Origin of the sequence: Kitasatospora sp. NPDC097643 (genome assembly GCF_040302625.1) — a bacterium.
Classification (GTDB): Bacteria; Actinomycetota; Actinomycetes; order Streptomycetales; family Streptomycetaceae; genus Kitasatospora.
Map to the genome: position 1 here is coordinate 50,439 of NZ_JBEOSA010000005.1, position 21,583 is coordinate 72,021.

At 73.5% G+C, this 21,583-nt stretch carries 21 protein-coding genes; 8 read left to right on the forward strand and 13 right to left on the reverse strand.

Annotated features, from left to right (window positions below; genetic code table 11):
* Positions 1-73 precede the first annotated feature (73 nt).
* From ABTY15_RS05260 to ABTY15_RS05295, 8 genes are all read right to left on the reverse strand, one after another.
* Complete coding sequence (locus ABTY15_RS05260) at positions 74-874, reverse strand: VOC family protein (protein WP_350576312.1); 801 nt, start codon at positions 872-874, stop codon at positions 74-76.
* A gap of 211 nt (positions 875-1,085) precedes the next feature.
* Positions 1,086-1,535, reverse strand: a complete 450-nt coding sequence (locus ABTY15_RS05265) for an SRPBCC family protein (RefSeq protein ID WP_350576314.1) — start codon at positions 1,533-1,535, stop codon at positions 1,086-1,088.
* A 151-nt stretch (positions 1,536-1,686) separates the two neighbouring features.
* On the reverse strand, positions 1,687-3,465 hold the full coding sequence (locus ABTY15_RS05270) for an LCP family protein (RefSeq protein ID WP_350576317.1): 1,779 nt from the start codon (positions 3,463-3,465) through the stop codon (positions 1,687-1,689).
* 307 nt (positions 3,466-3,772) lie between these two features.
* Positions 3,773-4,495, reverse strand: coding sequence for a DsbA family protein (locus tag ABTY15_RS05275; RefSeq protein ID WP_350576324.1), 723 nt, complete (start codon positions 4,493-4,495; stop codon positions 3,773-3,775).
* On the reverse strand, positions 4,482-5,330 hold the full coding sequence (locus ABTY15_RS05280) for an alpha/beta fold hydrolase (RefSeq protein ID WP_350576327.1): 849 nt from the start codon (positions 5,328-5,330) through the stop codon (positions 4,482-4,484). Before ABTY15_RS05280 ends, ABTY15_RS05275 begins: the two co-directional genes overlap by 14 nt.
* Positions 5,320-6,450, reverse strand: a complete 1,131-nt coding sequence (locus ABTY15_RS05285; RefSeq protein WP_350576329.1) for a beta-ketoacyl synthase N-terminal-like domain-containing protein — start codon at positions 6,448-6,450, stop codon at positions 5,320-5,322. Before ABTY15_RS05285 ends, ABTY15_RS05280 begins: the two co-directional genes overlap by 11 nt.
* Complete coding sequence (locus ABTY15_RS05290; RefSeq protein ID WP_350576332.1) at positions 6,450-7,658, reverse strand: beta-ketoacyl-[acyl-carrier-protein] synthase family protein; 1,209 nt, start codon at positions 7,656-7,658, stop codon at positions 6,450-6,452. The genes ABTY15_RS05285 and ABTY15_RS05290 overlap by 1 nt, the downstream gene beginning before the upstream one ends.
* Positions 7,659-7,661: 3 nt before the next feature.
* Positions 7,662-7,922 (reverse strand): acyl carrier protein, encoded by a 261-nt coding sequence (locus ABTY15_RS05295; RefSeq protein WP_350576335.1) that lies wholly within the window; start codon positions 7,920-7,922, stop codon positions 7,662-7,664.
* A 214-nt stretch (positions 7,923-8,136) separates the two neighbouring features.
* Here ABTY15_RS05295 and ABTY15_RS05300 point away from each other — a divergent pair, with 214 nt between their 5' ends.
* Both ABTY15_RS05300 and ABTY15_RS05305 read left to right on the forward strand, forming a co-directional pair.
* Positions 8,137-8,835, forward strand: coding sequence for a lysophospholipid acyltransferase family protein (locus tag ABTY15_RS05300; protein ID WP_350576343.1), 699 nt, complete (start codon positions 8,137-8,139; stop codon positions 8,833-8,835).
* A 235-nt stretch (positions 8,836-9,070) separates the two neighbouring features.
* A complete protein-coding gene (locus ABTY15_RS05305) occupies positions 9,071-9,868 on the forward strand; it encodes an AfsR/SARP family transcriptional regulator (RefSeq protein ID WP_350576346.1) in 798 nt (265 codons plus the stop codon).
* A gap of 77 nt (positions 9,869-9,945) precedes the next feature.
* Here ABTY15_RS05305 and fabG read toward each other — a convergent pair whose 3' ends face one another.
* The 5 genes from fabG to ABTY15_RS05330 form a co-directional block, all read right to left on the reverse strand.
* Positions 9,946-10,710, reverse strand: a complete 765-nt coding sequence (gene fabG, locus ABTY15_RS05310; RefSeq protein WP_350576349.1) for a 3-oxoacyl-ACP reductase FabG — start codon at positions 10,708-10,710, stop codon at positions 9,946-9,948.
* Positions 10,710-10,967: an acyl carrier protein gene (locus tag ABTY15_RS05315; RefSeq protein WP_350576351.1), complete on the reverse strand. Its 258-nt coding sequence runs from the start codon at positions 10,965-10,967 to the stop codon at positions 10,710-10,712. The genes fabG and ABTY15_RS05315 overlap by 1 nt, the downstream gene beginning before the upstream one ends.
* Positions 10,968-11,046: 79 nt before the next feature.
* Positions 11,047-11,841 (reverse strand): SDR family oxidoreductase, encoded by a 795-nt coding sequence (locus tag ABTY15_RS05320; RefSeq protein WP_350576354.1) that lies wholly within the window; start codon positions 11,839-11,841, stop codon positions 11,047-11,049.
* A gap of 27 nt (positions 11,842-11,868) precedes the next feature.
* Positions 11,869-12,849: a beta-ketoacyl synthase N-terminal-like domain-containing protein gene (locus tag ABTY15_RS05325; protein ID WP_350576357.1), complete on the reverse strand. Its 981-nt coding sequence runs from the start codon at positions 12,847-12,849 to the stop codon at positions 11,869-11,871.
* Entirely contained in the window at positions 12,846-14,033 is a 1,188-nt protein-coding gene (locus tag ABTY15_RS05330; protein WP_350576360.1) for a beta-ketoacyl-[acyl-carrier-protein] synthase family protein, read from the reverse strand. The genes ABTY15_RS05325 and ABTY15_RS05330 overlap by 4 nt, the downstream gene beginning before the upstream one ends.
* A 347-nt stretch (positions 14,034-14,380) precedes the next feature.
* Between ABTY15_RS05330 and ABTY15_RS05335 the strand changes: the two genes are divergently transcribed.
* The 6 genes from ABTY15_RS05335 to ABTY15_RS05360 all read left to right on the forward strand — a co-directional run bounded on the left by ABTY15_RS05335 (position 14,381) and on the right by ABTY15_RS05360 (position 21,537).
* The gene (locus ABTY15_RS05335) at positions 14,381-15,307 is read left to right on the forward strand and encodes a sterol desaturase family protein (protein ID WP_350576363.1); all 927 of its coding nucleotides are present in this window, start codon (positions 14,381-14,383) and stop codon (positions 15,305-15,307) included.
* Positions 15,304-16,893 (forward strand): MFS transporter, encoded by a 1,590-nt coding sequence (locus ABTY15_RS05340; protein WP_350576366.1) that lies wholly within the window; start codon positions 15,304-15,306, stop codon positions 16,891-16,893. The genes ABTY15_RS05335 and ABTY15_RS05340 overlap by 4 nt, the downstream gene beginning before the upstream one ends.
* The gene (locus ABTY15_RS05345) at positions 16,890-17,615 is read left to right on the forward strand and encodes a 4'-phosphopantetheinyl transferase family protein (RefSeq protein WP_350576369.1); all 726 of its coding nucleotides are present in this window, start codon (positions 16,890-16,892) and stop codon (positions 17,613-17,615) included. Before ABTY15_RS05340 ends, ABTY15_RS05345 begins: the two co-directional genes overlap by 4 nt.
* A gap of 72 nt (positions 17,616-17,687) precedes the next feature.
* Complete coding sequence (locus ABTY15_RS05350) at positions 17,688-19,292, forward strand: isocitrate lyase/phosphoenolpyruvate mutase family protein (RefSeq protein WP_350576372.1); 1,605 nt, start codon at positions 17,688-17,690, stop codon at positions 19,290-19,292.
* The gene (gene aepY / locus ABTY15_RS05355) at positions 19,289-20,425 is read left to right on the forward strand and encodes a phosphonopyruvate decarboxylase (RefSeq protein WP_350576375.1); all 1,137 of its coding nucleotides are present in this window, start codon (positions 19,289-19,291) and stop codon (positions 20,423-20,425) included. The genes ABTY15_RS05350 and aepY overlap by 4 nt, the downstream gene beginning before the upstream one ends.
* Entirely contained in the window at positions 20,422-21,537 is a 1,116-nt protein-coding gene (locus ABTY15_RS05360; RefSeq protein ID WP_350576378.1) for a 2-aminoethylphosphonate aminotransferase, read from the forward strand. The genes aepY and ABTY15_RS05360 overlap by 4 nt, the downstream gene beginning before the upstream one ends.
* The last annotated feature ends 46 nt before the right edge of the window (positions 21,538-21,583 follow it).

The following is a 21,583-nucleotide window of genomic DNA, read 5'->3' on the forward strand; positions in this document are numbered from 1 at the left end:
CGGGAACGCGGGGAAGCCGCCCATTTCCCGGCGGCGCGTCGCGGGAAGGGCGGCTTCCGGTTCTCCCACGGCTTTACGGGGAGTCGGGCATCTGCGCCTCGGGCGCCTCGATGACGGCGAAGACCGCGCCCTGCGGGTCCGCGACGACGGCCATCCGGCCGGACTGCATGTCGAACGGCGGCTGGATGACCGCGCCGCCCGCCTTCACCAGGGCGTCCACGGTGGAGTCGGCGTCGTCCACCGAGAAGTACGCCATCCAGTGCGAGGGCGTGCCGGGCGCCAGGTACCCGGGGATCGCCTGCATGCCGCCGACCGTGCGGTCGCCGACGTTGAGCGAGAAGTAGCCCTCCATGCCCTGGATGGTGGCCGGGCGCAGGCCGAGCGCGGGGTGGTAGAACCGCCCGGCGGCCTCGGTGTCGGCGGTGTTGAGCTCGTTCCAGACCAGTGCGCCGGGCTCGTTGACCACGCCCGCGCCGATGAAGTCCAGCTTCTGCCAGACGCCGAAGACCGCGCCGGTCGGGTCGGCGGCGATCAGCATCCGGCCGACCGTGCCGACCTCCATCACCGGGTACAGGATCGTGCCGCCCTGCTCGGCGATGGCCCGGCTGCTCGCGTCGGCGTCGTCCGAGGCCAGGTAGGTGGTCCAGCCGACCGGCGGCAGCGGCTGGCCGTCGGGCGCCGACTGCGCCATGATCCCGGCGACCGGCTTGTCGTTGAGCATGCACACGGCGTAGCCGCCGAACTCGGCCGGGCCGATCTCGCCCTGCCAGCCGAACAGGTCGCGGTAGAAGTCGAGCGCGGCCTGCTGGTCGCTCGCCATCAGGTCCACCCAGCACGGCGTGCCGGGCTTGTACGGAGCGGAGACTACGGGCATTGCTGGGCCTCCCGAAGGCAGTGGTCGCCGGGTCTGGGGTCGCCGTCGCGGACGGCGGTCGGCCGTCCGGTGCCGCTCGTGCGCCCGGTGCGCGCGGACGGCGGTACACCGCCCACCATCGGCCCGCCGCCGCGATCCCGCCACCGGACGGCGCCTGGGCGGGCGACCGGGGCGCCGGGCGTGCCGGGCCGGGCCGGGCGTGCCGGGGCACTCACTCGGCGTCGTGCCGGGTGGCCGTGACGAAGTAGGGCTGCACCTTGCCGCTCTGCGCGTAGTCCTTCAGCCGGACGAGCAGTTCGGCCCACGTCCCGGCCACCATCGGGACGCCCTCCTCGCTGCCCGGCTGCCAGCCGCCGTGCCGGAACAGCAGTCGGGTGCGCTCGGGCGCGTCGGGCTGGTCGGCGAGGTCCCAGCTGATCCAGGTGCCGGCCCAGTGCGGCGGGAAGGCACCCGCGTTCGCCCACACCACCTTGTCCAGGTCGGCCCGCTCCCGGCGCAGCCGGAACGGCTCCGGGACGCCGGGGAAGTCGAACAGCAGGGTGTCGCCGTCCCGGTCCACCGCGGTCGTCCACCAGCTGGTCAGCCCGTCGTGGGTGTTGAGCGCGGCGAGGACGACGGCCCGGGGTGCGGCGATGTCGAGCTGCATGGCGATCTCGGGCATGGGGTCCGCCTTTCGGTAGCCTGCGCCCCCCGTTCCCTGCTCCGGCCCCCTCGCCGGCTCCCCCTCCGGCCACCATGGCACGACCCCCGGGCCCGCGCGCCCCGGAGCGGGGCGGCCGGCCCGGGGGTCGGTGCCGTCGTGGACGGTACGGTCAGCCGCCGCTGCCGTAGGTGGTGTTCGCGCAGATGTCGTCGTCCGCCGAGCGGGCGTCGTTGGTGACGGTGGTGGGCAGCGGCGGCGGGGGCGTCGGGGTGCCGGCCCCGGCGGTGCCCGAGCCGCCGGCGGAGGGCGCCGCGCTGCCGCCGTTGGCCGCCGCGAAGTCCTTGCCGACGATCACGGTCACGCCCGGCGTGCTGCCGGCCTCGACGGTCGCGCCCGGGAACATCGCGGCGACCTTCTCGGCGGCCGCCTTCTGCCCGGAGCCGTACTCGATCATGGTGGTCGCGTACTTGGTGCTCGCCGCGGTGCCCGCCTTGGTGACGGTGAACTTGGCGCCCTTCAGCAGGTCGCTCGCCTTGCCGGCCATGCCCGGGACGGTGGTGCCGTTGTAGACGGCCACCTTGATGGACTCGTTGGAGATCTCGGCGGCCGGCGCGGCGTGCGAGGCCGGCGTGGTGGCGGCCGGCGGCGGGGCGGCCGCGGTCGGGCTGGCCGGGGCGTCCGGCTGCTGGCCGGTGGCGTTCTTGCCGTCGATGGTCTGGTCGGCCTTGAGGGTGTCCCAGAGCTTGTTGGCGTCCGGCTGGACCAGGTCGATGTCGGCGTCCTGGGTGCGGTAACGCCAGGGCGCGGTCACGAACTTGAGGTCGTGCATGTCGATGTTCTTCAGCGACAGGCCGAACGAGAGCAGCTTGTCCGCGGAGGACAGCCCCGGGTCGACGGTCAGCGACTTGGTCGCGGCGTCGGCGAGCGGCAGCAGGGTGGTGGGGCTCAGCCCCTCCTTCTTCATCTTGCTGGCGAGCGAGCTGAGGAACGCCTGCTGGCGCTTCATCCGGCCGATGTCGGAGCCGTCGCCGATGCCGTGGCGCAGTCGCACGTAGTCGAGCGCCTTCTGGCCCTCGACGGTCTGCTTGCCCTGGGGGAGGACCAGGTCGCCCTTCTTCTTCAGGTTGGGGTTGATGTCCCCCTCGTAGATCGGCTTCGGCAGGCAGACGTCGACGCCGTTCACGGCCTTGGTCATCGCGGCGAAGCCGTTGAAGTCGACCACCATGGTGTGGTCGACCCGGATGCCGGTGAGCTTCTCCACCGTGTTCTGGGTGCAGGCCGGGTTGCCGTCGTCCGTCCCGCCGGTCGAGAAGGCCGCGTTGAACAGGTCGGTGCCGCCCTTGGTCCACTTGCCGTTGGGCAGCTTGCAGGGCGGTATCTGGACCTTCGCGTTGCGCGGGATCGAGATGCCCACGGCGTGCTTGTGGTCGGCGTAGACGTGCAGCAGGATCGTGGTGTCCGAGCGGGCGCCGCCGTCCTCGCCGCCGCCGAGGTCGGAGTTGTTCTTGCCGCGGCTGTCCGAGCCGATCAGCAGCACGTTGACCGGCTTGTTGCCGTCCGCGTCGGCCTGCGCCTCCGGCGGACGGTCGGTGGCTATCGCGTCCGCGTCGAAGGACTTGATGTTGGCGTTCAGCTTGAAGTAGATCGCGCCGCCGGTGCCCGCGATCAGCACCAGCACGCCGGCCGCCGACCAGGCGACGATCTTCTTCACGTTCTTCTTCTTGGGCTTGCCGCCCTTGCGCGCGGCCGCCCGGCCGCCGGTCGCGGTGCCGTCGGCCTTGCCCGGGTCCGGCTTGCCGCCGCCCCGGCCGCCCTTGGCCTGGGCCGCCCGCCGGGCCTCCGCGCGCCCGCCGGTGCGCGGCGGCGGCACGGTGCCACCGCCCTCGGTCGTGAGCGCGCCGGGGACGTCCTCGCCCCGAGCCGGGCCCTCGCCCCACTGACCTGACATGCGCGTACCTTTCACCGACGGAAGCGACGCCCCGGACGATCTGGCGCACCGCACACAAAGAGACGGCCGAGACCGCTCCCGGGTTGCACATACGACCGTCGATACAAACCGACGAGCGTGGCTTCCGATCATATTTAGGCGTGGCGCGGTCACCGACCTCCGGTCCACCACCAGCCCCGGCAACCAGCGCGCGAGCCCAGGACAGAACAGCAGAAAACGCCGCAATCCGAAGTGACCCACGCCACCCTCGCGCACCGACGACGGAGCCGGGCCGGACGGCGTCCGGCCCGGCCCCGGTCCCGACGGGTCAGCCGCAGCCGCCCGCGGTGTCCCGATCGTAGGCGCCGACCCGGTCGAGCAGTGCGGCCGGGATGCCCTCGGCCGGCTCCCCGGCACCGTCCGCCGGCTCGTCGAAGGCCGTCCGCAGCGTGGCGAGGACGTCCTCGATCCGGTCCAGCCCCCAGAGCCGCTCGCGGCCGATCCGGAAGTACGGGATCCCGAACACGTCGTCGTCGTAGGCCGCGGCCAGCGCGTCCACCGCCTCGGCCCGGATCTCCGGGTCGTGCTCGGCGGCGACCAGCTCGGCGCCGTCCAGCCCGGCCGCGTCGGCCGCCCGGGCCAGCACCTCCGGGTCGCAGATCGGCTCCCCGCGGTGCCAGCGGGCCTCGACCAGCGCCCGGTACAGCTCCCGCTCCCGGCCCAGCCGGCGCGCCTTCAGCCAGGCCAGGTGCGGCAGCTCCCAGGCCTGGTCGTGGTCGATCGGCCAGGCCAGCGGGTAGCCGAACCGCTGGGCGGAGCGCTTGACGTCGGAGAGCAGGTACAGGTGCTTCGCCTTGCTCATCGGCGTGTACAGCACCTCGGCGTCGCGCCCGTGCAGCGCCTTCAGGATGCCCTCGTCGGGCTCCCAGAACGGGTAGTAGTCGATCAGCTCGGGCGCCTGCGGGAAGCGGCGCTCCAACTGGTCCAGGGCCATCCAGCTGTACGGGCTGCGGAAGCTGAAGTACACACGGGGACGCCTACGCATGCGCATGCTCGACGCTCCTTCCTCGGGTCGGGTCGCCGGTGCCGTGGATCGCCCCGGCGAGGAACCCGCCGACCTCGGCGGCCAGTTCGTCCGCGTGGCTGACGTGGAAGCAGTGCCCGTACGCCGGCCGGCGGGACACCGTCGCGGCCGGCATCGCCCGGCCCAGCGCGTCGCTGCGCCGCCGGATCAGGGCCGGGTCGGTGTCGCCGACCAGCACCCTGGTCGGGACGTCCACCCGCGACAGGTCCAGCGTGCCGGTGTTGGCGAACTGGCGGAACAGCGTGCCGATGCCGAACTCACCGATCCGGTCGAGCGCCGTGTCGACGATCGACTCGAACAGCGACTCGCCGAGGGCCTCGTAGCGGGCGCCCAGGGCGATCCGGATCCCGTCCGCCACCGCGAAGCGGAAGGAGCCGGCGAACTCGCGCTCCAGCGCCTCGTCCACCGGGTCCGCGGCCGGGCGGTAGAAGGGGGCGAACACCATCGCCCCGCCCAGGGCCGGCCGGCCGGGGGCGCACAGGTACTCCAGCAGCGCGTTGGCGCCGAGCGAGTGCCCGATCATCCCGGCCGCCGGTTCGCCGAGCAGGGCCATCGCCCGGCCCAGCCACTCCCCCGCGCCCGCCGTACGGCCCCAGGCGTAGTCGTTGCCGGCCCGCCAGGGCAGGTCCAGCGCGACCAGCCGGAACCGGTCCGCCAGCCGCCCGGCGAGCGGCTCCCACTCACGCCAGCCGCCCTCGGCGCCGTGCACCGCGACGACCAGCGGCCCCTGCCCGCCGAGCGGGCGGACGCCGATCGTCTGGCCGTCGACCTCGAACGCGGTCCCGGTCGGCTCAGTCGTCACGGCCCGCCCCGTTCCGGCTCCAGCCGCGGAACACCACGGCACCGACCGCGCCGTCCTCCGAGCAGGACGTCACCACGGACACCTGCCCGTCCCGGGCCGGGTCCTCGCGGTGCCGGGCCAGCACGGCGGCGATCTGCACCATCCCGGCGGCGCCGTCGCACTCCCCGGTCAGCTCCTTGACCCGCAGCCGCTCGCCGTGCCGGCCGAACACGGCCTCCACCGCGCTCCGCTCCACCTCGTCCAGGTGCGGGATGCCCCGCTCGCCGGTGACCACCGAGGTCACCTCCGCCGGGGTGACGCCGGCCGCCCGCAGGGCGTCGCGGAGCCGGCCGGCCAGGCCCTCCGCCGGGTCCGGGGACTGGCCCGGCGCCGCGTACTGGCCGAACTCGGCCGCCAGGATCTCGGCGTCCATCGGGCGGCCCTCGGCCCGGACCCTCGCCGCGTCCTCGGCGACCAGGACGACCGCGGCCTCGCCGAGCGGCAGCCGGGACGGCTCGCCGCCGTACCGGTGCTGCTCGATCCAGGCCCGGTGGGTGCCGAACTCCTCGACCGCGCCCAGCAGCAGGGTCCGGGCGTGGCCCCGCCGGATCAGGGTGCGGCCGTAGCGCAGCACGGAGACCGCGGACAGCTGGCCGCTCGGCACCGTCCCGTTGACGCCCCGGAGGTCGTGCCAGATGGCGCACCGGCTGGCGGCGCAGTTCATCACGGCGTTGGGGAACAGCAGCGGCTCGACCATGTACGGACGGTCGTTGACCAGGGTCTCCCGGTCGAAGTCGGCGGTGGCGCGCAGGCTGCCGGCCGTGCAGCCGAGCACCACGCCGACCTCCTCGCGGTCCTCCTCCGCGAGCACCAGGCCCGCGTCGGCCAGCGCGAGACCGGTGGCCGTCACCGCGAACGCGGTGCTGCGGTCCAGGTTGCCGGTGCGCCTGCGGCCGAGGTGCTCACGGACGTCGAAGTCGACGATCGCGTGCGCCTTCTGGGCCGGCAGCGGCTCGTCGAACATGCCGCCGACGTCGGCGAGTCCGCTCCGGCCCTGCGCCATCGCCCGGGCGAACGCGTCCGCGCCCACGCCCTGGGGGGAGAGCACCCCCCAGCCGGTGATCGCCAGCGAGGTCGTCATCACGCCACCTCGCCGAAGACGGTGACCGCGTTGTTCCCGCCGAACGCGAAGCCGTTGTTCTGCACCACGCGCAGCCGCGCCGGCCGCGCCTCGTTGGGCACCGGGTCGATCCCGACCAGCGCCGGGTCCGCCTGGCGGTGGTTGATGGTGGGCGGCATGAACCCTTCCTTGATACCGAGTACGGACGCGATCGCGCCCAGACCGCTGGCGGCGCCCATGGTGTGGCCCAGCATCGACTTGATCGAGCTCATCGGCGGCGGGGTGTCGCCGAAGACCGACCGGACGGCGGTCGCCTCGGTGAGGTCGTTGGCCGGGGTGCCCGTGCCGTGCGCGCAGATGTAGTCCACGTCGGCCGGGGTGACGCCGGCGTTGGCGTGCGCCCGGCGCATGGCCCGCGCGATGCCGTCCGCGTCGGGGGCCACCGGGTGCCGCGCGTCGCAGCTGAGGCCGTAGCCGAGCACCTCGGCGTAGATCCGGGCGCCGCGCTCCCGCGCCGAGTCCAGGGACTCCAGGAACAGGGCGGCCCCGCCCTCGCCGGCCAGGACGCCGGTGCGGTCGCGGTCGAACGGCGCGCACTCGCTCTCGGCCATCAGGCCGCAGCGGTAGAACCCCGCGTGGCCCCAGCGGACCACCGAGTCCGCGCCGCCGGCCACCATGTAGTCCAACTCGCCGGTGGCGATGAGGTCGTAGGCGTTGCCGATGGTGTAGTTGCTGGCCGCGCAGGCGGCCGAGACCATCATCGACTCGCCGGTGAAGCCCAGTTCCCGGTTGACGGCGGCGCCGATCCGGGCGGTCGGGACGAGGGCGGCGTCCGCCGGGGAGAGGGCGCCGAAGCCGTCCCGCACCCAGTCCTCGGTGAGGCTCTGCAGGACCTGCGCCTCGCCGGTGCAGGTGCCCACGCTGGCCCCGGACCGCGGCCCGGCGATGCGCTCGGGGTCGATCCCGGCGTCCTCCACAGCGAGCCGGGCGGCGGCCGCGGCGAACAGGCTCGCCGGGCCCCACTCCGCCGGGTCGAGTCGGCGCAGGATCGCCGCCGGCTCGAATCCCCGGACCTCACCGGCCATCGCGTGCGGAAAGCCGGTGGTGTCGAAACTGCTGATGGGGGAAATCCCGCTGCGCCCGGCGCGCAGTCCAGCGCCGAAAGCCGCGATTCCGATCCCGATGCTGGTGACCGGGCCGAGCCCGGTGATCACTACGCGCCGGTCCATGGCTCAGTCCTGCCAGCCGGCGTACTGGGCGACGACCTTGTACGTCGCGCTGACGCTGGTCATGTTGGGCAGCTCGGACTGCGGGAGCTCGATCTTGTACTTCTTCTCGATGCGGGCCAGCAGCTCGATGGCGCGCAGCGAGTCGCCGTCGTGGTCCTCGATGAAGTCGTCGTCGTCGGCCAGGTCCTCGGGCTCGATCTCGAGCGCGGCCGCGGCGATCTCCCGCAGTTCCTCGAGGTGCTGGGTCTGAACGGTCTGGGACATGCTGCCCTCCAACGGATATGTAAATATTCCAAGAATCACCATATCCGAGGGGCTCTTATCTACCGCTAAAGCAGCCCTTTCCTCCGGTTGCCCGCCGCCCTTAATCGGACTTGCCAGCCCGTTTGCCGCAATCCTAAGTTCACCGGGCGACCCCCGACGGGGACACGTCGAGAAATTTCACTCAGCAGCGGGATAGGAATCGCGAATGCTCAGAATGCTACTTCGATGGGTCCTCGTCATTCCAGTGCGGGTCATTCTCCGACCACGCGTGCGGGGATTGGAGAACATTCCCGCGCGGGGCCCCTTCATCATCGCGGCGAATCACCTGTCGTTCTTCGACTCGGTCTTCATCTCGCTGCTGGCGCCGCGCCGGGTCTACTTCATCGGCAAGCAGGGCTGGCTCACGATGCCCGGCCGCAAGGGCCGGTTGCAGGCCCGCTTCTTCCGGGCCGTCGGCATGATCTCGGTGGACAGCACCAGCGGCTCCGGGACGATGGCGGCGCTGGACACCTCGCTGCGGGTCCTGCGCGAGGGCCATGCGGTCGGCGTCCACGTGGAGGGCACCCGCTCGCCCGACGGCCGCTTGTACAAGGGCAACACCGGCACCGCCTGGGTCGCCCTGCGCAGCGGCGTGCCGGTCGTCCCGTGCGGGCTGATCGGGACCGAACGGGTCCACCCGGCGGGCAGCAAGCGGCTCTACGTCGAGCGCTTCGACGTCCGTTTCGGCGCCCCGCTGGACTTCTCGGACCAGCGCGGCCGGGAGGACGACCGCCGCGCGCGGCGGGCCGTGACCGACCGCATCACCGAGGCGATCGCCCGGCTGTCCGGGCAGGAGTACGTCGCCGTGTACGCGGAGACGGTGAAAAAGCGGATAGCCGCCGAGCGGGCCCGGGAATCCACCTCCACACCGTGAAATCAGGCACCCGGAACACGTGGGCGGTGTGACGGCCCTGGGCGCACCGGACACCGCACCGACACAATTAATTACCCGCGAGTAACATCAAGTTCAGCTCAAGCGGAGTTGACACGGCTGTCAGGCTCACGAAGGATTACCTGCCAGCTCGGGGGGGCTGTTGTGCCTCGCCGTGACAAGCAGACTTTGCCGGGGGGTGACTGATCCCCCGTCAAATATCAGGGGGAGTCAGCCAGTGGAGTTCCAGGTACTTGGCCCGATCGAGATCCGAACCCACGACGGGGCTCAGGTATCGCCGAAGGCTCTCAAGGTCCGCTCGCTCCTGGCCTACCTCTGCGCCCACAGCGGGCGGACCGTCCCCTCCAGCCGGCTGGTCGAGGCCCTGTGGTCCGGGATGCCCCCGCAGACCGCGTCGACGGCGCTGCACGTGTACGTGTCCAAGCTGCGCAAGTACCTCCACGACCTGGGCCTGCCGGCGAGCACCCTGATCACCACGCACCCCCCGGGCTACCGGCTGAACCTGGCCGACTGCTCACTGGACCTGGACCGGTTCGAGGGCCTGCTGCGGGACGCGCAGGACCTGCACTCCCGGGGGCACGTCCAGGAGGCCTCCCGCTCGGTGAGCGCGGCGATCGCGCTCTGGCGCGGCCGCGCCTTCGAGGACCTGCGCACGATCCCCGCCTTCAACAGCCTCGGCCGGCGCCTGGACGAGCGGCTGATCTACGCCTACGAGCAGCGCTTCGAGCTGGAGCTCGCGCTGGGCAACCACCGCACCCTGATCAGCGAGATCCACTCCCTGATGGACGAACTGCCCACGTGGGAGAACCTCTACGGGTACCTCATCATGGTGCTCTACCGCAGCGGCCGGACCGCCGAGGCGCTCTCGGCGTACAGCCGGATCCGCCGCACCATGGTCCAGGAGCTCGGCATCGAACCGAGCCCCCGGCTCCAGCAGTTGCAGCGCGCGGTGCTCCAGCACGACCCGGTGCTGAACGACCCGGGGTTCGTGCTGGCCCGCCCGCTGGCCTCCTGACCGAGCGGGTCCGCTCCTGACCGACCGGGTCCCCGGCCGGCGCGTCGTGCGCACCGGCCGGGGACCCGGCGTTCGGGTCAGTTGCCGATTCCGCCGTCGATCTGCAGCACCTGGCCGGTGATGTACCCGGCGCGCCCGGAGGCCAGGAACGCGACCGCGTCGGCCACCTCGGCCGCCGAACCGGCCCGGCCCAGCGGGATCTTGGCGAGGGCCTTCGCCCGGGCCTTGTCGCCCATCCCGTCGGTCATGTCGGTGGCGATCAGGCCCGGGGCCACCACGTTGGCCCGGATGCCGAACCGCGCCACCTCCTTGGCCAGCGACTTGGTGAAGCCGATGATCCCGGCCTTGGACGCGGCGTAGTTGGACTGCGTCGCGTTGCCGTACACCCCGGAGACCGAGGACAGGTTGACGATGCTCCCGCCGCCCTGCTTGATCATCGGGAAGACCGCCGCCCGGCAGGCGTTGTAGGTGCCGGTCAGGTTGGTGTCGAGCACGCTGCGCCAGTCGTCCCCGCTCATCGTCGCCAGCGGCGAGTCGCGCACGATCCCCGCGCTGGTGACCAGCACGTCGAGCCGACCGAGCCGGGTGCGGGCCGCGGTCAGGAACTCCGTCACGGCCTGCTCGTCCGCGACGTCCGCCGCCGCGCCGAACACCACCCGCCCGTGCTCCTCGGCCAGCCGCTCGATCTCCTCGGCGCCCTCGGGGCGGGTGCGGTAGCAGTAGCCGACGTCGTACCCGTCGGCCAGGAAGCGCTCCACCACGGCCCGTCCGATGCCGCGCGAGCCGCCGGTGACGACGGCGACCGGGGTGGCCGGGGTCTCGGGGGTCTCCTCCGCGGTCATCACGCCGTCACCAGCTTCGCGGCCAGCAGGTCGTGGACCGAGATGAGCGAGCGCACCTCCTGGAGGTTCGACTCCCCCATCGTCACCTGGTACTTGCGCTCCAGCGCGACCATGATCTCCATGGCGAGCAGGGAGTCCACGTCCAGGTCCTCCTTGAAGTCGGCGGTGTCGGTCACCTCCGCTTCCTCGACGTCCAGGATCTCGGCGATGGTGCGGCGCAGGTCCTCGAGGTCCAGGACGGTCGTCGGCTCCGGCATGTGTGTCTCCTGCATGGTTCGTTGTGATCGGTGGGCCGGGTGGGCCGGGTGGGCCGTCGGCCGGGTGGTCGGCAGGCCGTCAGACCAGGCCCTCGCCGCCGTCGACGGCGATCGTGTTGCCGGTCATCCAGGACAGGTCGCTGGCCGAGAGCATCAGGATGGTCTCCGCCACGTCCTCCGGGGTGGTCGTGCGGCCGTGCGGGTTCCCCTCGCGTGCCCGCTGCGCCAGCCCCGCGCTGTTCGGGATGCGCTGCATCGCCGGGGTGAGCGTCATGCCGGCACGCAGCGCGTTCACCGCGATGCCCGCGGGCGCCAGCTCCACCGCCAACTGGCGGACGTGGGAGCCGAGCACGGCCTTGGCCGCGGACACCGCGCCGTAGCTGGGCATCGCGTGCTCGTCGCCGCGGCTGGTCAGGGCGAACACCTTGGCGCCCCGGGGCAGCAGGCCGGCCACGTACAGGTCCCTGGTCCAGTAGACCAGGCTGTGTCCCATGACGTCGGCGGTCATCTCCATCTGCCGCTGGCTGATCACGTCGGCCTGGTCGTCCTGCGGGATGAACGGCAGCAGGCTGCCGAAGGCGAGCGAGTGCAGCAGCACCCGCACCCCGGCCCCGCCGGTGGCCTCGGCGACCAGCGGCACCAGTTCGGCGCGGGTCTGCTTGCTCGCCGCGTTGCGGTTGTGGAAGACGACCTGGACGCCCGTCGCGCGGAGCTCCTCGATCAGCGCGTCCACCTCGTCCTGCTGGGACGCGGTGCTGAAGTGGACGCCGAAGATGTTCGCGCCCTCGCGGGCCATGGCCAGGGCCGTGGCCCGGCCCATGCCGCTGGAGGCGCCGAGGATCAGGCACCACGATCCCTTGACGGATGACAGCATTTCCACCTCTTGGTTCGTGAGATCAGGTCAGGTCTGGGGCGTGTCGTGGGCCGCCGCCGGGGAGGTCAGGGCGAACGCGAGGTTGCCCGGGCCGGCGGCGGTCACGACCAGCCGGGGGCCGGGGTCCGCCGCGCGGAGCCCCTCGGCCAGCAGCTGCACGGGCGCCAGCGCACCGGCGTGCGGGGCGGCGACCGGGACGGACACCCGGTCGGGCGCCCAGGCCCGGACTGCCGCGGTGACCAGCTCCGCGACCGGCGAGCCGTCGGTCACCAGCCGCACCGGGACGGTCGGCCGCTCGGGCCGCTCGGCGCAGAGCGCGTCCAGGGTCTCCCGGACGATCCACTCCGCCCGGCCGCGGCCGGCCGCCGCGGAGAGCGCGGCGGGCGGCAGGAAGCGCAGGGCCGTACGCAGCACGGCGCCGCCGGGAGGCACCGCGGTGCCCGCCGGGCGCAGCACGAACACCGCGGCCCCCGACTCGGGCACCGCGCGGCCCGCGTGCGGGTCCGCCGCCTCGGTCGCGCCGGCCAGCACCGCGTCGCCGCGCCCGCCCGCGAGCTCGTGGGCCGCCAGGTGCAGCGCCTCGACGCCGGCCACCCGGGGCGAGGTCACGGTCAGGTTGAAGCCCTTGAGCCGGTACTCGGTGGACAGCTTCGCGGCGACCAGGTTGACCGAGAAGAACGGCGTGGTCATCGGGCTGAGCGCGCCGATGCCCTCGCTCCGCACGGTCTGCTCGATCTCGGCGTGCAGCGCGGCCACCGCGCTGTTGGTGCCGACCACGACCCCGCACCGCTCCTCGCCGTACGGGGCGAGCCCGGCCGGGTGCCCGGCCTGGGCCTCCCGGGCGGCGGCCAGCAGGTACTGGCAGGACTCGGGCAGGTACTTGTAGCCGCGCGGGCCCAGCCGGGCCTTGTAGTCGAACCAGACCTCGCCGTCGGGGAGTCCGGCCGGGCGGGCGACCAGGCCCACCCCGGCGACCACCGATTCGGCCACCGCGTTCCAGGCCGTCACCGGGCCTCCCCTCCGAACACCATCGAGAAGTTGTTGCCGCCGAACCCGTAGGCGTTGACCAGCACCGTCGGCCGGTCGAGCGGGACGGCACCCGCCTGCGGGAGCCACAGCGGGCACTCCGGGTCCTGCTCCACCAGCGGGACGTTGGCCGGGAGTTCGCCGTGCCGGGCCATCAGCGCCGCGCAGACCGCGGCGAAGGCGGCGGCCGAGCCGGCCGAGTGTCCGAGGAAGGCCTTGAGGCTGAACAGCGGCACGTCGTCCGCCCGCCCGCCCAGCACCTCGCGCAGCACGGTGGCCTCGACCACGTCGTTCTGCCGGGTGCCGGTGCCGTGCGGGATGACGCAGTCGACCGCGTCGGGCCCGAGCCCGGCCTCGCGCAGCGCCTCCTCGGCGACCCGCACCAGCTGGCGGCCCGCCGGGTCGGGCGAGGTCGGGTGGTGGGCGTCGCAGCTCCAGGCGGTGCCGAGCAGCCGGCCGTAGCCGGGCCGGCCGGCCGCGGCCCGGGCGGACTGCACCACCAGCATCGCCGCGCCCTCGCCGAAGACGGTGCCCCGGCGGCCCAGGTCGAACGGGCGGCAGCCGGACGGGTCGTTGACGCCGAGCCGGCTGAAGGCCGCGAGCGGCACCCAGGCCAGCGATTCCGCCCCGCCGACCAGGACCGTCTCCGCCTCGCCGCGGCGCACCAGGTCCATGGCGACCGAGAGCGCGTAGCCGCTGGCGGCGCAGGCGTTGCTCACGCTGATGTTGGGGCCGAAGGCGCCGAGTTCACCGCCGACGGCGGAGGCGACCGGGAAGGTCGGCGACCAGTCCTGCTCGGACCGGCCGGCCTCGCCGGGCGCGACGCCGTCGCGCTCCCCGGTCTCGCCGCCCGCCGTGCCGATCACCACGGCCATGTCGGCGATCTCGTCGGCGTCGAGGCCGGCGTCGGCGACCGCCTCCCGGGCCGCGTGCAGCGCGAACTCCGTGGTCCGGCCGTACCGTCCGGGCGCCCCGTCGGCCGGCCACCGGCCCGGCACCTGGTAGGCCAGGGCGTCCGGGACCCGCTCGGTGAGCCCCGGCACCGCGGCCGGCGGCCCGGCCGGGGCCCGCAGGCCCGCCCAGAACGCGTCCGCGCCCGGGCCGAGGCAGCTGACCGCGCCGATCCCGGTCACCCGGACCTCGGGGCGGCCCTCGTTCCCACTCATCAGGTACCCCATTCCCGGGTGGCCGGCGAATGCGCCTGACCTGGAATTTCCGAAATTCGGTCGCCCCGGCGGCCACGGTTTATCGGGCCTGCCGTACATTTCTCGACCGAGTCGTCGGCGAGCGTACCGCGGCCCCGCTAAAGCTGCCCTAAAAAACCGGCAAGCCGCGCCCTACCCGGCTCCGAAGCGCAGGGTTTCAGCGGCGGACCACCTGCGGAATAGTGCCTGTTTAAGCCCTGCTTTAGCCGGTCCGCATTATGCTGACGCGGGCACCGAATTCACCGTGGCGGGTCCGGAAATCCGCCGGCCGGACCGGGGAAACGGCTGCCGGAATCAAGGAGGGACACATGCTCGACAAGGTGATGGATCGGCTGCACGACCCCGCGGTCTACGCCCTTCCGGTCATGGCATTGCTGATCTGCATCGAGATGCTCGCGCTCAAGTACGGCGATGACGACGACCTGGCCGGATACGACCTGCGGGACCACCGGACGAGCATCCTCACCGGCCTGGGCTCGCTGATCTCGTCGACCCTGCTGCGGACCGTCGCACTGGCCCTGTACCTGCTGGTCTACGAGTACGTCGCACCCTGGCACCTGTCGGCGACCTCGTGGACCACCTGGGTCTTCCTGTTCTTCGCCGTGGAGTTCCTGCTCTACTGGTACCACCGGGCCGCGCACGGCATCCGGCTCATCTGGGCGGGCCACCAGGTCCACCACTCCAGCCAGTACTTCAACCTGTCGACCGCGCTGCGCCGCAAGTGGGCGCAGTGGTTCGAGAAGCTGATCTGGCTGCCGCTGCCGCTGCTCGGCGTGCACCCCGCGCTGGTCTTCGGCATGCACTCGGCGCACCTGCTTTTCGGCCTGTTCTCGCACACCGAGAAGATCGGTCGGCTGCCCCGACCGATCGAGTACGTATTCGTCACGCCCTCGCACCACCGGGTGCACCACGGCAACGACGCGGAATACATCGACAAGAACTTCGGCAGCATCCTGATCATCTGGGACCGCATGTTCGGCACCTTCCAGCAGGAGGTGCAGCGCCCGACCTACGGCCTGACGAAGCAGCTGAACAGCTACAACATCTGGACCGTCCAGGTGCACGAGTTCAAGAACATGTTCCGGGACGTGCGCCAGGCCCGGACCGTCCGGCACAAGCTCGGCTACGTCTTCGGCCCGCCCGGGTGGCAGCCCGCCGAGGACCGCGGCCGTCGGCCGGAGGGCGGCGAGCCGACCGGCGCCGCCGCCGGACAGCCCGCGGAGCTGCCCGCGTGAGCGAGACCACCGAGTCCGCCCGCCAGGGAGGGGGCCCGTCGGCCCCCTCCCCGCGGCGGGGTTTCCGCGGCCACCCGTGGCTGACCCTGATCACCCTGTCCATCGGCGCGATGATGGTGTCGCTCGACGGCATGATCGTCACCGTCGCCCAGCCGGCCATGCAGGCCGACCTCGGCGCGGACCTCACCGGGGTCCAGTGGGTGACCAACGGGTACCTGCTGGCGGTCGCCGCCCTGCTGATCACCGCGGGCAAGCTCGGCGACCGGTTCGGGCACCGCAAGGTGTTCCTCACCGGCGTCATCGGTTTCACCGCCTCCTCGGTCGCCATCGGCCTGTCCACCAGCCTGGGCTGGGTGGTCGGCCTGCGCGTCCTCCAGGGCGTCTTCGGCGCGCTGATGCAGCCGGCCACGCTGGGGCTGCTGCGCAGCGCCTTCCCGGCGGACAAGCTCAACATGCCCATCGCGGTGCGCAGCGCGGTCATCGCGGCCTCCACCGCGGCCGGCCCGGTCGTGGGCGGCCTGATCGTCGAGCACGTCAGCTGGGGCTGGGTCTTCTTCCTCAACGTGCCGCTCGGCCTGGCGGCCCTCGCCCTGGGCCTGCTGGTCCTGCGCGACGTGCGCGCGGAGCGCTCGGGCGGCCGGCTCGACCTGCCCGGCATCGTGGTCCTGGCCGGCGCGCTCTGCGCGCTCGTCCGGGGTCTGGCCGAGGTGTCCCGGCACGGCTGGGGCGCCCCCGGGACGCTGGTCTACCTGGCCGGGGCCGTCCTGCTTGGCGTGCTCTTCGTCCAGTGGGAGCGACGGGCCGCGGACCCGCTGGTCCCGCTGCGGATCTTCCGTTCCGCCCGCTTCTCGGTGGGCGTCAGCACGGTGATCGTGATGGCCTTCGTCATGGTCGGCGCCCCGTTCGTGCTGGTCTTCTACCTCCAGAACGTGCTGGGGCTCTCCCCCGCGCAGTCCGGCGTCCGGGTGCTGAGCCTGACCCTGCTGATGATCGTCGGCGCCCCGCCGGCGGCGATGTGGATCAGCCGCTCGGGCCCGCGGACGCCGGTCGTCGCCGGTCTCGGCGTCACCGCCCTGGGCATGTGCCTGCTGGCGACCCTCGACGCGGACTCGGGCACGCCCGAGATGACGGCCTACTTCTTCCTGCTCGGGCTCGGCTTCAGCCCGGTCATGGTCGGCGGTACCAAGCTCGTCATGTCCAGCGCCCCGGTGGAGTTCGCCGGGGTGGCGGGCGGCATGCAGCAGACCGCGATGCAGATCGGTGGCAGCCTCGGCATCGCCACCGCCGGTGCGATCGTCGCCGCGCAGACCGCCTCGGCGCTGCCCGACCGGCTCGCCGCCGCCGGGATCACGGTGCCGCCCGGGCAGGACCAGCAGGCCCTCAAGGCCGCGGCGGTCGGACTGCCGCCGGACCTCGGGCTGACCGGACCGGCGCACGAGCTGCTGGCCGGGATCAGCCGGTCGGTCTTCCTGGACGGGATGCACCACGCCCTCCTGGCCACCGCCGTGGTGGCCGCCCTGGGTGCGCTGGCCGGCCTGTGGGCGCGGCCGGAGCGGCCCGCACCGGACGGACCGCCGGCGACGTGATCGAACGCATCCTGCCCGCCGCGGTGGCCAGTTCGGCGATGCGTACGCCGGTACCGGTCACCCGCCCGCCGTCCCGGGAGCAGACGCCCCTGGCGCTGGCGTCCCGGCGGCGGGCGATCGCGGCGGGCCGGCGGTGCGCCCGGCGGGCCCTCGGCAAGCTGGGGGCACCGATCGGGCCGCTGGCCACCGGCCCGACGGACGAGCCGCTGTGGCCGGACGGCGTGGTCGGCGCCGTCACCCACTGCGTCGGCTACGCCGCCGCCGCGGTGGCCCGGGCCGCCGACCTGGCCGGCCTCGGCATCGACGCCGAGCCGCACCGGCCGCTGTGCGTCGGCGTCCTGGAGGCGATCGCGCTCAGCGACGAGCGCGCGCACCTGCGGGAGCTCGCCCGGGCCCGGCCCGGGATCCACTGGGAGCGCCTCCTGTTCAGCGCCAAGGAGTCGCTCCACCGGGCCTGGCTCCCGGTGACCAGGCGTCGGCTCGACTTCACCGACGCCGAGGTCCGGTTCGGCCCGGCGGCGCCCGGCCCGGGCCCGGCCCAGGGACGTTTCGAGATCCGTCTGCTGCCGTCCGGTCCGCCGGACGGCAGCACGACCGGCCACGGCCTGGAAGGGCGCTGGCTGGTCGACGGGGGGTTGGTGGCCACCGCGGTGACGGCTTCCGCCGCCGCGGCCCGGCGCCCCCTCCGACCGGGACGGCGGGCTGCGCCCTCTCCGTCCTGACCCTTCATCAACCGCTTCACGTGGGCTGCCCCAATGGTGCTGTGCCGCCCCACACGTACGAGGAGATTCGGCATGAGTACTGCGACTATCGAAACCGGCCAGGAGATCGCTCCCGGGGCCCGGCGGCTGCGCGCCCTGTTCGAGCGGCCCGGCCCGGTGCGGATCGTCGGCGCGCACAACCCGCTCGGCGCCCGCCTCGCCGAGCGGGCCGGCTTCGACGGCGTCTGGTCCAGCGGCCTGGAGGTCTCCGCCTCCCAGGGCGTCCCCGACACCGACATCCTCACGATGAGCGAACTGCTCGGCGTCGCCTCCTCGTTGGCCGCCGCCGTCGACGTCCCGGTGGTCGCCGACTGCGACGCCGGCTACGGCAACGCCCACAACGTGATGAACATGATCCGGCGCTACGAGGCCGCCGGGATCGCCGCGGTGTCCATCGAGGACAAGCGCTTCCCGAAGGTCAACAGCTTCATCCCGGGCCGCCAGGAGCTCGCCCCGATCGGGGAGTTCTGCGGCAAGCTGGCCGCCGCCAAGGCCGCCCAGCGCACCGCCGACTTCATGGTCATCGCCCGGATCGAGGCCCTGATCGCCGGCTGGGGGATGGACGAGGCGCTGCGCCGCGGCGAGGCCTACGCGCGGGCCGGCGCCGACGCGGTGCTGATCCACGCCAAGGGCGACTCCCCGGAGCCCGTCCTGCGCTTCCTGGAGCAGTGGACCCTGCCGACGCCGGTCGTCGTCGTCCCGACCACCTACCACACCATCACCGCGAGCGAACTGGCCGACGCCGGCGCCAAGATGGTCATCTACGCCAACCACGGCCTGCGGGCCGGCATCACCGCCGTCAGCGGTGTCTTCGAGGAGATCCTGCGGGACGACCGGACCACCGGCATCGAGCACCGGATCGCCCCGCTGTCCACCGTCTTCGACCTCCAGGGCATGCCCGTCCAGAAGCGGCACGAGGCGGAGTTCATCACCCCGTTCGAGTCCCGGGCCCGCGCGGTGGTCGTGCCGGGGGCGCCCGGCGAGGCCGTCGAGACGCCGGCCGCCGTGCTCGACCAGCAGACCGCCGCCCTGCGCCGCGGCGGGATCGAGTCGGTCGCCCTCGCGGTCGCGGCGGACGCGCCCGAGCACCGCCCGCAGGACGTGACCGTCCTCGCCGAGCACACCGACGCGGCCGGCGCCGTGCTGGCGCTGCCCGACACCGCGACCGGCGGCACCGTGGTGCTGTCCGGCGACGCCTTCGTGGCGAGCGGCCCGCTGCGTCAACTCGCGGCGGCCACCGGCGACATCACCGTCCTGGTCGACGTCTCCGCCGGTGCCGGCGCCGCCCGCCGCGCCGACGCGCTGCCGCTGCGGCTCAACTCGGTGCTGCGGGACGGCCGCCGGATCGCCGCCGGCGACCTCGGCGAGGTCGTGGGGATCGGCGGCGAGGACGCCGACGGGGAGCTGGCCGGCGCCGCCGTCTTCTCCCCGCAGGGCTGGGCCGCCGTCCGCACCGTCGCGGAGAAGCACCGGGCCAACGGGCAGCCGGCCACCCTCGCCGACCTGATCGCCGGCCTGCTGGACGCCGGTCACCGGATCGGCGCGGTCGAGATCGGCTCCGGCTGGCTGGAGCTGCGCACCGCGCAGGACGTCCGCCGCGCCGCCGAGCTGCTGGCGGGTCAGGAGGCCGGCCGATGAGCACCGCCACCGCCACCAAGACCGCCGGACTGGCCGCGCGCGAGGTCGTCGGCCTGCTCCGCGAGCGCGGCTTCGGCCCGTTCACCGGGGTGCCCTGCTCCTTCCTCGGCCCGGTGATCAGCTGCCTGGAGGCCGAGCACCCGCAGGACTACGTCATCGCCGCCAACGAGGGCGAGGCGGTGGCCATCGCGGCCGGTGCCCGGCTCGCCGGGCGGCGGCCGGTCGTCATCCTGCAGAACTCCGGCCTGGGCAACACCGTCAACCCGCTCACCTCGCTCTGCCACACCCTGCGGGTGCCCGTGCTGCTGCTGGTCACCTGGCGCGGCCGCCCGGGCAACCCGGACGAGCCGCAGCACGAGCTGATGGGCGAGATCACGCCCGAGATGCTCACCGCCATGCGGATCCGCAACGAGCTGCTGCCCGACGACCCGGCCGTGCTCGCCGAGCGGCTGGACGAGGCGGCGGCGCACATGGACGCCACCGGCCTGCCGTTCGCCTTCGTCGTCCCGAAGGGCGCCATCGCCCCCTACCCGAAGGCGGAGCAGACCCCGGCCGCCGCCGGGCCGGAGCTGATGAAGCGCGCCGAGGCGATCGGCCAGATCGTCGCCGCGATGGACCCGCGCACCCTGCTGGTCGCCACCACCGGCAAGACCGCCCGGGAGCTGGAGCGGGACCACGACCGGCCGGAGAACCTCTACATCGTCGGCTCCATGGGCTGCGCGTCCAGCGTGGCGCTCGGCGTCGCCCTGCACACCGACCGCCCGGTCGCCGTGCTGGACGGGGACGGCGCCGCCCTGATGCGGCTGGAGGCGATGGCCGCCATCGGCCGCGAGACCCGCACCGGGCTGTGCCACCTGCTGCTCGACAACCAGGCGTACGAGTCGACCGGCGGCCAGCCGACCGCCTCGGCCGGGGTGGACTTCGGCGCCATCGCCGCCGCCTGCGGCTACCGCGCGAGCCACGACGTCTCCGACGGGCCCGCGCTGCGGGCCGCGGTGGTCCGGGCGCAGGCCGAGGGCGGCGCCCACCTGATCCGGGTGCGCATCGCCCCCGGTTCGGACCCGGGCCTCGGCCGCCCCGCCCTCGCCCCACCCCAGTCAGCAGCCCGATTCGCGGAGGCGATCACCCGATGAGCGACCGTACGACGTCCCGGCCCGAGCGCCTGGTCCTGATGAACCCCGGCCCGGTCATCACCGACGACCGGGTCCGCTCGGCGCTGGCCGGCCCGGACATGTGCCACCGCGAGCCCGAGTTCTCCGAGCTGATGACCCGGGTGCGGGAGAAGACCACCCGCGCCGCCGGCGGCGACGAGCGGCACACCTCGGTCGTCCTCACCGGCTCCGGCACCTCCGCCGTGGAGGCGGCCGTCGCCTCGGCGGTGCCCGCGGACGGCGCGCTGCTGGTCGTCGACAACGGCCACTACGGCGAGCGCTTCCAGCACATCGCCGCCACCCACGGCATCCGCACCCGGCACCTGGAGTTCGGCTGGGCCACCCCGGTCGACCTCGCCGCGGTCGACCGGGCGCTCGCCGAGGACCCGGGCCTGACCCACGTCGGCGTGGTCCACCACGAGACCAGCAGCGGCATGCTCAACGACGTGGCCGCGATCGCCCGGATCGCGCACGCCCACGGCCGCCAGGTGATCGTCGACGCGGTGAGCACCGTCGGCGCCGAGCGCCTCTCGCTCGCCGAGGACGGGATCGACTGGCTGGCCGGCTCGGCCAACAAGTGCCTGGAGGGCGCCCCCGGCCTGGCCTTCGTCAGCGCCGCCCGGACGGCCTTCGAGGGGCTGGCCGGCGGCCCGCGCCGCACCTACTACCTGGACCTGTACCGGCACTACACGGCGCAGGAGAAGGCCGTCGCCCCCGCCTTCACCCCCGGCATCCCGGCCTTCTACGCCTTCGACGCGGCGCTCGACCTCGCGCTGGCCGAGGGCTGGCAGGCCCGCAACGAGCGGTACGCCGGGCTGGCCCGGCAGCTGCGCGCCGGCCTGGAGCGGCTCGGCCTGGAGCTGCTGCTCCCCGCCGACCAGCGGGCCGCCGGACTGACCGCCATCCGCATCCCCGCGGGCAGCAGCTACCAGGAGCTCCACCGGGGCCTGCGGGCCGAGGGCTTCGTCATCTACAGCGCGCAGGAGAAGCTCGCCAAGGACTTCTTCCGGCTGTCGACCATGGGTCGCATGACCACGGAGGACATCGAGCGCTTCCTGGCCGTGCTGGCCCGCCTGCTGCCCGCCCGCAGTTGACCCGCGCCCCGTCAGGCAATCCGCAGACCCAGTGAATGAGGCACAG